Here is a 12,261-nt window from a genome sequence, read left to right on the forward strand (position 1 = left end):
GTACGGGCGGCGGATGACCGCCCGCTGAGGGGGTCAGACCTCCAGTTCGAGCCAGTCGAGACCGCGGAGGTCGAGGCACAGCCGCCCCGCCCGCTCCGACGCGCGAGCGATGACGTCACCGCAGATCCGGCAGCGCAGCACCATCCCGTGGTCGTCGGTGTACAGGTGCGCCTGCGCGATCACCGAGACGTCGCCGCAGTGGGCGCACTTGCCGCGCGCAGAGGTGACGTCGACCGAGAACACCTCGGAGAGAAGCCCGGCGGCTGCGTTGCCGTCCAGGTAGTCCATCTCGGTCATTGAGCCCCTCCGATCCCGCCGTAGCGTTCGGTGCGGATGCGGCCCGGGTCGTGCCTTGCGGTGACCAGCCAACCCGAGACGGCCTCGACGAACGGGGTCGACCCGCACAGATAGAACGTGGGGGAGTCCGCGGCCGGCAGCACGAGCGCGCCCAGCGCGTCGGCCGTCAGCCGACCGGCGGCCACCGGCCACTCCGGTGGCGCCGTGCGCGTGTACACGTAGTCGACGCGCAGCGGAGCCACGCCCTCGCCGAGCGCCATCAGCTCGTCGCGGTAGTAGACCGACATCGGCGTGCGCGCCGAGTAGAGCAGCCGGAACGGCGTCGCACTTCCCGCGGCCGCGTGCGCACGGGCCATCGACATCAACGGCACGACACCGGAGCCGCCCGCGATCAGCTGCACGGGGCCGGCGTCCTCTGCGCGCCAGACGAACCAGCCGCCGACCGGACCGCGGACCTCCAGTTGGTCGCCGACCGAGAGGCCGTGCACGAGATACGGGGACACTTCGCCGTCGGGCAGCTCCTCCACCGTCAGCTCGAACTCGTCCTGCGTCAGCCCTGCCGCACCGGAGGCCGAGGCGATCGAGTAGGAGCGCACGGCCTGGTAACCGTCGGGCGCGGTGAGCCGTACGTCGACGTGCTGACCCGCCAGATGGCCCCCGAGCCCCTGGATGCGCAGCCGGATGGTGCGCGCTGTCGCCGTCTCCTCGTGCGTCGCCACGACATCGGCCACCCGCCACGACGTCGTCACCAGTAGCGCTCTTCCTTCCACGGATCCCCGTACATGTTGTAGCCGTTCTGCTCCCAGAACCCGGGCTGATCCTGCGGCAGCATCTCGAGGCCGCTCACCCACTTGGCGCTCTTCCAGAAGTACAGGTGCGGCACCAGCAGCCGTGCGGGGCCGCCGTGCTCGGGCGGCAGGTCGGCACCGTCGAAGGTGTGCGCCACCCACGCCTTGCCGTCCAGGAGGTCCTTCAGCGGCACGTTCGTCGTGTAGCCGCCGTAGGAGTGCGCCATCGTGTACTCGTAGTCGGTGTCGACCTTCTCGAACAGGGTGTCGAGCGTGACGCCGCGCCACGACGTCCCGAGCTTCGACCAGCTGGTGACGCAGTGGATGTCGGTCCCGACCTCGTCCTGCGGAAGGGCGAGGAACTCGTCCCAGCTCCAGCGGTGGACGACGCCCTTCTCGGTCGTGATCGTGAACGCCCACTTGTCCTTGGCGATACGCGGCGTCGGCCCGGCGGACAGCACGGGGAAACCCTCCGTGACGTATTGACCGGGTGGGAGGCGCGGGTCCTCGGTGCGCCGCCGACCGTGGAAGCCGGACGAGATGATTCCCATTCGCGCAGCATATTCCGAGTCTCGGCCGGTGGTCTACAGGCGTGGTCGGTCTAGTGTGATGGCATGACCGCCATCAACCTCGGACTACCGCGCAGCTCTCGCCTGCGCGAGGCGCCGCGGCTCGACGGCCGACCCGAGGTGCCAGGGCTCGTCGACCGTTTCGGTCGGGTCGCCCGCGATCTGCGGGTCTCGGTCACCGAGAAATGCTCGCTGCGCTGCACCTACTGCATGCCGGCGGAGGGGCTGCCGGCGATCCCGCGCGACGACCTGCTGACGCCGGCCGAGATCGCCCGGCTGGTGGGGATCGGCACCCGCGATCTCGGCATCCGCGAGGTGCGTTTCACCGGGGGAGAGCCGCTGATGCGTGCAGACCTGGCTGAGATCATCGGCCGGTCGCACGCGGCCGCTCCCGGCATCGACATCAGCATGACGACCAACGGCATCGGCCTCGACCACCGGCTTCCCGCGCTGGTTGCCGCCGGGCTGAATCGCGTCAACATCTCCCTCGACACGGTGGATCGCGAACATTTCGCGGCGCTCACTCGGCGAGACAGGCTGCCTGCCGTGTTCGCCGGGATCGCCGCGGCGCACGCTGCGGGGCTGACACCGCTCAAGCTCAACGCCGTGATGATGCGCCAGACGCTCGTCGGCGCCCCCGACCTCCTGACGTGGGCGCTCGAGCACGGCTGCCGGCTGCGCTTCATCGAGCAGATGCCCCTCGACGCCGATCACACGTGGCTGCGCGAGAACATGGTCCCCGCCGAGGAACTCCTCGGAGTCCTCCGGACCCGCTTCGACCTGCGGGAAATCGGCCGCGACGACCCGTCGGCGCCCGCAGAGGAGTGGCTCGTCGACGGTGGCCCGGCGACGGTCGGCATCATTGCGTCGGTGACCCGCTCGTTCTGCTCCGCGTGCGACCGCACCAGGATCACGGCGGAGGGCACGGTCCGCTCGTGCCTGTTCGGCGACGACGAGACCGACCTGCGCGGGCTCCTGCGCGGCGGCGCTGACGACGCCGAGATCGCCCGCTGGTGGCGCGGCGCGATGTGGAACAAGCAGTCGGGGCACGGAATGGAGCGCCCCGGGTTCGTCCCTCCGGTGCGGAGCATGGGAGCGATCGGTGGCTGAGAAGTCTGTTCTGGTGCGTTACTTCGCGGCGGCGGAGGAGGCTGCGGGACGTGAGGAGGAGCGTCTGACCCTGGGCGAGCCGACGGTCGTCGCACTTCGCGAGGAACTGGCGAACCGCTATGGCGACGCGATGCGGCTGGTGCTGCGCAACGGCTCGTTCTTGGTAGACGGCGTGGTCTCGCGCGACCCCGCGGCCGTCATCGGCGAGCGCGTGGATGTGCTGCCGCCGTTCGCGGGAGGCTGACGGCTGCGAGTCCCTGCGTTAGGCTCCGGGAAACAGGTTCGTCCTGGTGCTGGGGGAGGTCGCCATGAGCGCGCACATGCAGGAGTTCGACCGGGTCATCCGCCGCAAGGCGCGGTCCCGCTTGCTGATCGTGGCTGCCGTGATCGCGGGTGTCTCTGCGTGGGCGGTGCTGCCGTTCGGCATCGTGCAGCTGACCCGCGGCGACGCGGCAGGCTGGGCGCTCGTCATCGCGGGCGCCGCACTGGTCGCAGCGTGCGCCGCAACGATCGTCGCTGCCGTGCGCTCGCGGGTTGTGCCCCCGAGCCTCCCGGGAAAAGCGAACTCGGCGTTCGACGAGCCACGCCCGTCGAAGAACCCCGACGGCGGCTACTCCACCGCAGGGATGCGGATCGGCTCGTACTGAGCGTCGGGCCGCCCGCACATTTGCGGTGAATGTGCGCTTACGCGCGCACAGTCGACATTCGCGGTGAATGCGCTTCTTCTGTTGTCCGCACATTTGCGGCAAATGTGCGGTTACGCCGGCGCTTAGTCGACATTCGCGGTGAATTGCGGAGCGCGCTTCGCGGCGCGCGGAAGCGGTCTCACGCCGCCGAGATGCGCACCTCGCCGGGCGGCACCGTCAGCGTGACGCGCGCCCCGATCGTGAGGCGCAGCTCAGCGACCACCGCGGCGGGCACGAGCGCGGTGAGGCGGTCGGTGCGCACCCGGACGAGGTCGTCGCGCGGTTCCAAAGCGGTGACGACGGCGGCGATCCGGGCCGCACCCTCTGCCGGCCCTCCCGCGCTGAGCGCCACCGACGACGGCCGCACCACCGCGGTGACCGGACGGCCCTCCGGAATGGTCACCGTCGGCGTCCCGTCGAGGGCGAAGCCGTCGTGCGTGACCAGGCCGCTCGCCGTGCGCATCCCCGTGAGGAGGCTGAGGCCGGTGAGCTCAGCGGTGAACGGGTGCCGCGGGTGGGCGAGGACCTCCTGCGCCGCGCCCTGTTCGACGACCCTCCCGCCGTGGAGCACCGCGACACGATCGGCGAGCAGGTAGGCGTCGAGCGCATCGTGCGTCACCACGATGGCGGTGCGCCCGGCGAGCACCTCGGCCAGCATCCCGCGGAGCTCGACGGCGACGGCGACGTCGAGCGAGGCGAGCGGCTCGTCCAGGAGGATCAGCTCCGGTTCGGCGGCGAGCGCTCGCGCGATCGCCACGCGTTGGGCCTGACCTCCCGAGAGGTCGCCCGGTCGGCGGTCGGCCAGCGGGCGGACGCCGGTGCGGTCCAGCCATTCGTCGGCCTTCGCACGGGCCTCCGCGCGTGAAGCGCCCGACGAGCGCGGGGCGAACTCGACGTTCCGGCGCACGGTCAGGTGCGGGAACAGCAGGGCGTCCTGCGCGAGCAGCGCGATGGCGCGCCTGTGCGGCGGCAGCCACGTCGTCGGGAGGTCGAAGAAGGTCTCGTCGGCCAGCGTCGCCCGTCCGCTGTCGGGCCGGATCAGGCCGGCGAGCACGCCGAGCACGGTCGACTTGCCCGCCCCGTTGGGTCCGAGCAGGGCGAGCGTCTCGCCGGGGGCGAGGCTCAGGTCGACGGCGACGTCGCGCTCGGCGACCTGCGCCGAGAGGTGGAGCGTCATGTCGTCCTCCGGCGCAACGGCTCGCCCGCGCCGTGTGCGACAGCGACGACGGCTATCGCGACGGCGATGAGCACCAGCGACAGCGCGACGGCGGCGTCGGGGTCGGTCTCGCGCTGCAGGTAGATCTCGAGCGGGAGGGTGCGCGTGGTCCCCTGGAGGCTGCCGGCGAAGGTCAGCGTCGCACCGAACTCGCCGAGCGCACGGGCGAACGACAGGATCGCGCCGGAGACGATCGCCGGGGCGACGAGCGGGAGTGTCACGCGGAACAGCACGGACGTCGGCCCGGCTCCGAGCGTGGCGGCGACGGCCTCGTAGCGTTCACCGGTCGTCCGCAGTGCGCCCTCCAGGCTGAGCACGAGGAACGGCAGGGCGACGAACGTCTGCGCGATGATGACGGCCGGTGTCGAGAACGCGATCGGGATCGCGCCTTCGAGGAGGCCGCGTCGGCCGTACAGGGCGAGCAGCGCGATTCCGCCGACGACGGGAGGCAGCACCAGCGGCAGCAGCACGATCGCTCTGACGAGCCCGCGGCCACGGAACGGCATGCGGGCGAGCACGATGGCCATCGGGACGCCGAGCACGAGGCAGGCGACGGTCGCCGTGAGCGAGGTGCGCAGGCTGAGCAGGAGCGCGTCGACCGACGCCTGCGACGTGATGAGAGTGCCGAACTGCGCCCAGTTCACGCGCGTCGCCATCGCGACGATCGGCAGCAGCACGAAGAGCGCCCCGAGCGCGGCGACGACGAGGATCCAGCCGGGGATGCCTGTCGCGGGCGCGTCCGCTGCGCGGCGACGGGTCACGGCGCGCCGAAGCCGGCCGCCTCGAGCGTCCTCCGCCCCTCCGGCCCCGTCACGTACGCGATGAACGCGGCGCCTCCCGTGGCGTTCGGCCCCTGCCGGATCGCGACGACCGGATAGGTGTTGACGACGTCCTTCGCCTCCGGGAACGGCACGGAGTCGACGCTCTTCCCCGCGCCCTTCACGTCGGTCACGTAGACCACGCCCGCGTCCGCCTCCCCGGAGGACACCTTGCCGAGCACGTCGGTCACCGACGACTCCTGGCTGACCGGGGTCAGGGTCACGCCTGTGTTCGCCTCGACAGTGGCGGTCGCGGCGCCGCACGGCACCTGCGGCGCGCACACGACGGTCTTGACGCCCGGCTTGGCGAGGTCCGCCCAGGCTGTGATGTGAGCCGGGTTGCCCGGAGGCACCGTGATCGCCAGCACATTCGTCGCGAAGTCGACCGGGTCGCCGCTGGTCACGTCGGCGCTGACGGCCTTCTTCATGTTCTTCTCGTCCGCGGAGGCGAAGACGTCGGCGGGAGCGCCTCCGCCGAGCTGAGTGACCAGATCGGACGAGCCGGCGAAGCTGAATTTGACTGTGCTGCCCGGGTTCGCCTTCTCGAACTGCCTGCCGAGCTCGGTGAAGGTCGTGGTGAGGGAGGCCGCGGCGAAGACGGTGATCGTGCCCGTGATCGCGTGCTTCGTGGGCGTCTGCGACGCGTCCGGCGCCGCGGCGCCCGTCGAGCATCCGGTCGCGGCGAGCAGCACAGCCGCGAGCGCGGCTCCGACGATCGAGAGCTTGTCGCGCCTTCTCATCCGGATGCTCCTCATTCCGTGACCGCTACGGTCTCGACGATGACGTTGGTGGCCTTGACGACGGCGACGGCGACGGATCCCAGCTCCAGGCCGAGCTCGCGCACGGCTTCGCTGCTGATCAGCGACACGACCCGATGCGGCCCGCACTGCAACTCGACCTGCGCCATGACCTTGTCCACGACGATGTCGGTGACGATCCCCACGAACCGGTTGCGGGCCGAGCGGCCGACGCTGGACGGGTCTGCCGGCAGCACCGCATTCTGTTTGGCGATCCTCGCGAGCTCGAGGCCGTCGACGACCGTCCGTCCGCCTTCGTCCTTCGTGCTCGAGAGCAGTCCGCCTTCGATCCACCGACGCACGGTGTCGTCGCTCACCCCCAGGAAGCTCGCGGCCTCCTTCACCCGTATCTGCGGCATGAACAGCACTCTAGACCGGCAGACGCGGAGAATCGAGAGGGTCAGAGCCCGACCCACTCCGATTCCCCGTCGGCGAAGTGCTGCCGCTTCCAGATCGGCACGCGCGACTTGATGAGCTCGACCAGCTCGGCGCACGCCGTGAACGCCTCGGCGCGATGGGGCGCGGCGACGGCGGCGATGAGGGCGAGGTCGCCGGTGGTGAGCGAGCCGACCCTGTGCACCGCGGCGACCCGGAGGCCGGTACGCTCGGCGACCTCCTCGCAGCAGGCGCGCAGGAACCCGGCTGCCTCCGGATGGGCGCGGTAGTCGAGCGAGACGACCGACCGGCCGCCGTCGTGGTCGCGCACGATGCCCTGGAACGAGACCACCGCTCCGGCTTCGCGGCGCCAGACGAACTCGTCCAGCGTCGACGGGTCGAGGGGACGGTCGGAGACGTCGGCGAGCACGTCGCTCATCGCACCGCTCCTTCGTGGTCGCCGCCGTGCAGTTGATCGAGCAGGTGCGCCAGGACGGGCCCCAGCACCGCCAGCCCGTCCGCGACTCCGCCGCGCGAACCGGGGAGGTTGACGACGAGAGTCGCGCCCGTGACACCGGCTCGGGCACGGCTGAGTGCGGCGAGCGGGGTGGAGGCCGCACCGCGCGCCCGAAGGGCTTCGGCCAGTCCCGGCAGCTCGCGGTCGAGCACCGCGGCGGTCGCCTCCGGCGTGCGGTCGGTGGGGGACACACCCGTGCCGCCGGTGGTGAGGACGACGCCGGGCCGCTCGGCGACCGCGGCGCGCAGCGCGGAGGCGATCTCGGCATCGGCCACGACGCGCACGTCGGGGCGGAGGCCATGGCCCGAGAGCCACTCCGCGATGACCGGACCGGTCGTGTCGGCAGCCTCTCCCGCCGCTGCGCGCGTGGAGGCGACGATGACGACGGCCGTGTCGGGTCGCGGAGGGATGGGTCGCGGCCACGTGGGCGGCGGTACGGCCGTCGCGACCGGGTCCACGGCCTCCGCTTCGCCCGGCCGGCGCCAGTCGCCGCGCTTGCCGCCGCTCTTCGCGACCAGCCGCACATCGGTCATGCTGGCCGCCGGATCGACCGCCTTGACCATGTCGTGGAGGGTGAGCCCGGCGACGGCGACGGCGGTCAGCGCCTCCATCTCGACCCCGGTGCGGCCACGGGTGCGTGCGACGGCCTCCACCGCGATCGTGCCGCCCGCCTCATCGAGGGCGAAGTCGACCCGCACCGACGTCAACGGCAACGGGTGGCAGAGCGGGATGAGGTCGCTCGTGCGCTTGGCGCCGGCGATGCCGGCGATGCGGGCGGTGGCCAGCACGTCGGCCTTGGGCAGATCGTCGGCCGCGACGAGGCGCACCACCTCGGGTGTGGTCACGAGGCGTCCGCGGGCCACCGCCTCCCGGTCGGTCTCCGGTTTGGCTCCGACGTCGACCATGCGGGCGCGGCCGTCGGCGTCCAGGTGGGTGAGCTCGCTCATAGCGTCCAGACTGTCACGTCCTCGCCCGCCTCGACGGCCTCCGCCTCGGCGGGCAGGTCGATGAGGACGTCCGCGTTCGCCATCGCCGCCACCAGATGCGAGCCGGCGCCGGACATCGGGGCCACCCCGTCGGCGCCGACGCGACCGCGGAGGAACTGCCGCTTGCCGGGCACGGAGTGCACGGACTCGGTGAGCCGCGCGCTGCCCAGCGGCAGCTCGGGCAGCCCGGCGGCCTCCCGCAGCGGTGCGCGCAGGAAGACCACGAACGACACCTGGGTGCTGACCGGATTGCCGGGGAAGCACAGCACGGGCACGCCGTCGACGACAGCCGTCGCCTGCGGCCCGCCTGGTTGCATCCGGACCGTCGTGACCTCGGCGCCGCGGGGGAGGAGCACCTCGCGGACGACCTCATAGGCACCTTTCGAGACGCCCCCGGAGGTCACCACGAGGTCGCTGGCCGCGACGGCGGCGTCGAAGACCCGGGCGAACCCATCCGGGTCGTCGTCGCTGCGCGCCCGCAGCGAGACCACGGCGCCGGCCTCTTCGACGAGTGCGGCGAGCGCGACGCTGTTCGCGTCGAAGATCTGCCCGAAGCGCACGCTCTCACCCGGCGCTGCGAGCTCGGAGCCCGTGGTGAGGATCGCGACCCGCAGCCGCGCCCGCACATCGACGGTGGTGACGCCCGCCGCGGCCAGCGCGGCCAGATGCCGCGGGGCCAGGCGGGTGCCCGCGCGCATGAGCACCTCGCCGCGGCGGAGGTCGCTGCCGCGTTCGCGCACGAACTCGCCGCGGCTCCTCGGCCGGCGGATCTCCACGACGGCGCCCTCCAGGTCGTCGTCCCTGCCCAGTACCAGCTCGGTGTCCTCGACGGGCACGATCGCGTCGGCCCCGCTCGGCACCGGAGCCCCGGTCATGATGCGGATCGCCGTGCCCGCGGCCAGGGTGAGCGGCACCTCGTGCCCGGCAGGCACGTCGCCGGTGACCTCCAGCGCAACCGGCACGCGCGCCATGTCTGCGGCGCGCACCGCGTAGCCGTCCATCTGCGAGTTGCGGAACAGCGGCAGGTCGACCTCCGAGCGGACGTCCGTCGCCGCGACCCGGCCGGCGGCCTCGGCGAGCGGGACGGCTTCGACCGCGGGCTCGGCCGTCAGCGGTGCCAGGAGGCGGCTGATGTGATCGACGTGCTCCTCGACGCTCCGCGGTGGGGTCATGGGTTCAGTATCCCGCGGCCTCCCACGGCGTGCGAGGTTTCGACGACCATTGGTCCCCGCGAGGTCAGTAGCGGGGAAGAGCGGGGTCGACTTCGCGGGACCAGGCGTCGAGGCCGCCGGCGAGGACGGCCCCGCTCGTGCCGACTGACTCGAGCGCGCGACGTGCGGTCTCGGCGCGCACGCCGTGGTGGCAGATGATGACGAGCGGATCGTCGCTCAGCCGTTCGGCCACGCCCGCGGCGTCGCGCACGATCACATCCAGCGGCACCAGCAGCGAGCCGGGCAGCTCGGCGATATCGGCCTCCCACGGCTCGCGCACGTCGAGCAGGAGGTGCGGCTGCCCGGCCGCGAGGCGCGACGCCAGCTCGCCAGGGGAGATGGAGGTGACGGAGCTGGAGGTGGCGGCGCTGGCGACTGCCGGCCCCGCAGCGCCGGCGTCGGGCGCGATGCCGCAGAACTGGTCGTAGTCGATGAGCCCGGTGACGGGCTCGGCGGCCGGATCCTCGGCGTAGGCGAGCTCGCGGAACGTCCCGCGCAACCCGTCGTGCACGACCACCCGGCCGAGCAGGAGGTCGCCCTCCCCGGTCACGACCTTGATCGCCTCGCTCGCCATCAGCGACCCGATCACCCCGCACACGCTCGGCAGCACCCCGGCCTCCGCGCAACTCGGCACCGTGCCGGGCTCGGGAGGCTGCGGGAAGAGATCGCGGTAGTGCGGCCCGCGCCCGGCCCAGCTGAGGCCCACCTGACCGCCGAACCGGTGGACCGCTCCCCAGACCACGGGCAGCCCGGCCAGCGACGCGGCGTCGTCCACCAGGTAGCGCGTGGGGAAGTTGTCGCTGCCGTCGAGAACGAGGTCGAACCCGCCCAGGATGCGCTCGGCGTTCGCCGACGTGAGTCGCTCGGGAAACACCCGCACGGCGATGCCGGCATCGATGGCGCGGATCGCGTCGGCCGCCGACGCCGTCTTCTGCCGGCCGAGGTCGCGCTCGCCGTGGATGGTCTGCCGGGGGAGGTTGCTGATCTCCACGCTGTCGTCGTCGACGATCCCGATCGTTCCGAACCCGGCGCCCGCGAGCAGCGGGAGGGCGGCCGAGCCGAGGCCGCCGGCGCCCACGACGAGCACCCGGGCGGCTCGGAGGCGGCGCTGGGCGGCCTCCCCGAAGCCCGGGAGCTGCTCGGTGCGGGCGTAGCGCGCGCGGAGCTCCGACGGCAGCGCGGGGCCGGGCGCCACCAAGGCGGGAGGACGAACAGGGGAGGCCATATCGCTAGTCAAGCACCAATACGGGGCGCTGTGACGGTCAGCGCGTGACCGTGACGCCGATCGAGTGCAGCCCCGTCGCGCCGTCGGGCACGACGTCCTGCACCTTGGAGGTCTGCACCGTCCCGCGGGCGTCGGTCGCCCTGACCGTGATCGTGTGCGCGCCGGGGGTCGCGTTCCACGCGTACTTCCACTGCCGCCAGGTGTCTTCCGAGATCGCGTCCGCGAGCGTCGCCTGCTGCCAGTCGCCTCCGTCGATCTGCACGTGGACGGCGCTGACGCCCACATGCTGCGACCAGGCGATCCCGGCCACGGCGACCGTGCCTGCCTTCACCTGACGGCCGTCTGCGGGGACGTCGATGCGCGACGCGAGCTTGACCGGCCCGCGCTCCGACCAGCCGCGGTCCGTCCAGTACGACGTCGCTTTGTCGAACCGGGTCACCTCCAACTCGACCACCCATTTGGTCGCCGAGACGTAGCCGTAGAGGCCGGGCACGACCATGCGCACGGGATAGCCGTGCTCGAGCGGGAGCGGCTGGCCGTTCATCCCCACCGCCAGGATCGCGTTGCGTTGGTCGGTCAGGGCCTGAAGCGGGGTGCCGGCGGTCCAGCCGTCCTGACTGTGCGAGAGCACCATGTCGGCGTCGGCCGACGGCTTCGCGCGGGCCAGGAGGTGCCGGATGGGGTAGCCGAGCCAGAGGGCGTTGCCGATCAGGTCGCCCCCGACCTCGTTGGAGACGCAGGTGAGCGTGGTGATGGACTCCTCCAACGGCAGGGCGAGCAGCTGGGCGAAGGTCAGCTCGATCTCCTCCTCGACCATCCCGGTGATCCGCAGCCGCCAGTCCTGCGGCTGGATGCCGGGGATCTGCAGCGCGGTGTCGATGCGGTAGAAGTCGGCGTTCGGCGTGACGATCGGCGACAGGCCCGCGATGTCGAACGAGGCGCCAGCCGGCACCGGAGGCGCCGCGACGGCGGGCTTCGGAAGGTGGAACGCGGCACGGGCGGCAGCGGCCGCGCGGTAGCCGGACGCGATCACCTGGCCGACGACCGCCGCGAGTATCCCGCCGAGCGCCGTGGCAGACGTGGCCGCCACGAACCGGCGACGGGAGACGGCGCCCTGCGGCGCGACCCGCGTCGGCTCCGTGCCGCGCAGCAGTCCGACCAGCCAGCCGAGGAAGAGGATGCCGACGAGGGCGGCCAGCGCCGACGGCAGAACGTCGACGATCCCGCCACCGCTGCGCGTGATCGCGGCGAACGCTCCGACGACGCCGCCCAGGCCGATCAGCACCCGACCGAGGGGAGGCTGGCGCAGCTCGAGCCAGCCGGCCAGCGCGCCGCCCACGACCAGCGCGACCGCCAGCGAGACGATGAGGAACGTCTTGTCGCCGGTGCCGAAGACGCCGATGACCGCGTTCTTGAGCCAGGCCGGCGTGAGGTCGATCACCAGGGAGCCGACGACCAGGATGGGGCTGCCGTCCTGCACGCCGACCGCGCTGACGATCTCCGCCGCGCCGATACCGGCGACCACGCTCGCGGCACCGGCCGCAGCGGCCCGCCAGAACGCTCTCATGGGGCCCGCCAGAACGCATTCATGGGGGAAGGATACGCACGCGATCCGGTGGATACGCCGAGCGTTCGCGCCGGGCGCTCGTGCGGGCTGTGACAGGCT

Annotated in this window: 15 protein-coding genes; 3 read left to right on the plus strand and 12 right to left on the minus strand. The window is 72.3% G+C overall.

Annotated elements, in window-relative coordinates; genetic code table 11:
• Positions 1–33: 33 nt before the first annotated feature.
• The 3 genes from ACPPVW_RS13180 to ACPPVW_RS13190 are packed head-to-tail and all read right to left on the minus strand — an operon-like array spanning position 34 to position 1,636.
• Positions 34–297 (minus strand): DUF6510 family protein, encoded by a 264-nt coding sequence (locus ACPPVW_RS13180; RefSeq protein ID WP_426623569.1) that lies wholly within the window; start codon positions 295–297, stop codon positions 34–36.
• Positions 294–1,046, minus strand: a complete 753-nt coding sequence (locus tag ACPPVW_RS13185; protein WP_426623570.1) for a ferredoxin reductase — start codon at positions 1,044–1,046, stop codon at positions 294–296. The genes ACPPVW_RS13180 and ACPPVW_RS13185 overlap by 4 nt, the downstream gene beginning before the upstream one ends.
• Entirely contained in the window at positions 1,043–1,636 is a 594-nt protein-coding gene (locus ACPPVW_RS13190; RefSeq protein WP_426623571.1) for a sulfite oxidase-like oxidoreductase, read from the minus strand. The genes ACPPVW_RS13185 and ACPPVW_RS13190 overlap by 4 nt, the downstream gene beginning before the upstream one ends.
• Before the next feature lie 63 nt (positions 1,637–1,699).
• Here ACPPVW_RS13190 and moaA point away from each other — a divergent pair, with 63 nt between their 5' ends.
• The 3 genes from moaA to ACPPVW_RS13205 all read left to right on the plus strand — a co-directional run bounded on the left by moaA (position 1,700) and on the right by ACPPVW_RS13205 (position 3,411).
• The gene (moaA, locus tag ACPPVW_RS13195; protein WP_426623572.1) at positions 1,700–2,764 is read left to right on the plus strand and encodes a GTP 3',8-cyclase MoaA; all 1,065 of its coding nucleotides are present in this window, start codon (positions 1,700–1,702) and stop codon (positions 2,762–2,764) included.
• The gene (locus tag ACPPVW_RS13200; RefSeq protein ID WP_426623573.1) at positions 2,757–3,008 is read left to right on the plus strand and encodes a MoaD/ThiS family protein; all 252 of its coding nucleotides are present in this window, start codon (positions 2,757–2,759) and stop codon (positions 3,006–3,008) included. Before moaA ends, ACPPVW_RS13200 begins: the two co-directional genes overlap by 8 nt.
• A 64-nt stretch (positions 3,009–3,072) precedes the next feature.
• Positions 3,073–3,411: a hypothetical protein gene (locus ACPPVW_RS13205; protein WP_426623574.1), complete on the plus strand. Its 339-nt coding sequence runs from the start codon at positions 3,073–3,075 to the stop codon at positions 3,409–3,411.
• A 178-nt stretch (positions 3,412–3,589) separates the two neighbouring features.
• Here ACPPVW_RS13205 and ACPPVW_RS13210 read toward each other — a convergent pair whose 3' ends face one another.
• The 9 genes from ACPPVW_RS13210 to ACPPVW_RS13250 all read right to left on the minus strand — a co-directional run bounded on the left by ACPPVW_RS13210 (position 3,590) and on the right by ACPPVW_RS13250 (position 12,162).
• Positions 3,590–4,627, minus strand: a complete 1,038-nt coding sequence (locus tag ACPPVW_RS13210) for a sulfate/molybdate ABC transporter ATP-binding protein (protein ID WP_426623575.1) — start codon at positions 4,625–4,627, stop codon at positions 3,590–3,592.
• Entirely contained in the window at positions 4,624–5,427 is an 804-nt protein-coding gene (locus tag ACPPVW_RS13215) for an ABC transporter permease (RefSeq protein ID WP_426623576.1), read from the minus strand. Before ACPPVW_RS13215 ends, ACPPVW_RS13210 begins: the two co-directional genes overlap by 4 nt.
• Entirely contained in the window at positions 5,424–6,224 is an 801-nt protein-coding gene (gene modA / locus ACPPVW_RS13220) for a molybdate ABC transporter substrate-binding protein (protein WP_426623577.1), read from the minus strand. Before modA ends, ACPPVW_RS13215 begins: the two co-directional genes overlap by 4 nt.
• A gap of 11 nt (positions 6,225–6,235) precedes the next feature.
• Complete coding sequence (locus ACPPVW_RS13225; protein WP_426623578.1) at positions 6,236–6,640, minus strand: TOBE domain-containing protein; 405 nt, start codon at positions 6,638–6,640, stop codon at positions 6,236–6,238.
• 41 nt (positions 6,641–6,681) lie between these two features.
• The gene (locus ACPPVW_RS13230) at positions 6,682–7,095 is read right to left on the minus strand and encodes a molybdenum cofactor biosynthesis protein MoaE (RefSeq protein ID WP_426623579.1); all 414 of its coding nucleotides are present in this window, start codon (positions 7,093–7,095) and stop codon (positions 6,682–6,684) included.
• Positions 7,092–8,120 carry a bifunctional molybdenum cofactor biosynthesis protein MoaC/MoaB gene (gene moaCB / locus ACPPVW_RS13235; protein ID WP_426623580.1) on the minus strand — a complete coding sequence of 343 codons (1,029 nt, stop codon included), beginning with the start codon at positions 8,118–8,120 and terminating at the stop codon, positions 7,092–7,094. Before moaCB ends, ACPPVW_RS13230 begins: the two co-directional genes overlap by 4 nt.
• On the minus strand, positions 8,117–9,331 hold the full coding sequence (gene glp / locus ACPPVW_RS13240) for a gephyrin-like molybdotransferase Glp (protein ID WP_426623581.1): 1,215 nt from the start codon (positions 9,329–9,331) through the stop codon (positions 8,117–8,119). The genes moaCB and glp overlap by 4 nt, the downstream gene beginning before the upstream one ends.
• Before the next feature lie 64 nt (positions 9,332–9,395).
• A complete protein-coding gene (locus ACPPVW_RS13245; RefSeq protein WP_426623582.1) occupies positions 9,396–10,595 on the minus strand; it encodes a ThiF family adenylyltransferase in 1,200 nt (399 codons plus the stop codon).
• A gap of 37 nt (positions 10,596–10,632) precedes the next feature.
• On the minus strand, positions 10,633–12,162 hold the full coding sequence (locus ACPPVW_RS13250) for a molybdopterin-dependent oxidoreductase (protein ID WP_426623583.1): 1,530 nt from the start codon (positions 12,160–12,162) through the stop codon (positions 10,633–10,635).
• Positions 12,163–12,261 lie beyond the last annotated feature (99 nt).

Source organism: Leifsonia sp. McL0607 (genome assembly GCF_049993355.1).
Classification (GTDB): domain Bacteria; phylum Actinomycetota; class Actinomycetes; order Actinomycetales; family Microbacteriaceae; genus Leifsonia.

Coding starts and splice junctions, on each gene's coding strand:
- ACPPVW_RS13180 (WP_426623569.1), bottom strand. CDS start 297: ATGACCGAGATGGACTACCTGGACGGCAACGCAGCCGCCGGGCTTCTC.
- ACPPVW_RS13190 (WP_426623571.1), bottom strand. CDS start 1,636: ATGGGAATCATCTCGTCCGGCTTCCACGGTCGGCGGCGCACCGAGGAC.
- moaA (WP_426623572.1), top strand. CDS start 1,700: ATGACCGCCATCAACCTCGGACTACCGCGCAGCTCTCGCCTGCGCGAG.
- ACPPVW_RS13205 (WP_426623574.1), top strand. CDS start 3,073: ATGAGCGCGCACATGCAGGAGTTCGACCGGGTCATCCGCCGCAAGGCG.
- ACPPVW_RS13210 (WP_426623575.1), bottom strand. CDS start 4,627: ATGACGCTCCACCTCTCGGCGCAGGTCGCCGAGCGCGACGTCGCCGTC.
- modA (WP_426623577.1), bottom strand. CDS start 6,224: ATGAGAAGGCGCGACAAGCTCTCGATCGTCGGAGCCGCGCTCGCGGCT.
- ACPPVW_RS13225 (WP_426623578.1), bottom strand. CDS start 6,640: ATGCCGCAGATACGGGTGAAGGAGGCCGCGAGCTTCCTGGGGGTGAGC.
- ACPPVW_RS13230 (WP_426623579.1), bottom strand. CDS start 7,095: ATGAGCGACGTGCTCGCCGACGTCTCCGACCGTCCCCTCGACCCGTCG.
- moaCB (WP_426623580.1), bottom strand. CDS start 8,120: ATGAGCGAGCTCACCCACCTGGACGCCGACGGCCGCGCCCGCATGGTC.
- glp (WP_426623581.1), bottom strand. CDS start 9,331: ATGACCCCACCGCGGAGCGTCGAGGAGCACGTCGATCACATCAGCCGC.
- ACPPVW_RS13245 (WP_426623582.1), bottom strand. CDS start 10,595: ATGGCCTCCCCTGTTCGTCCTCCCGCCTTGGTGGCGCCCGGCCCCGCG.
- ACPPVW_RS13250 (WP_426623583.1), bottom strand. CDS start 12,162: ATGAGAGCGTTCTGGCGGGCCGCTGCGGCCGGTGCCGCGAGCGTGGTC.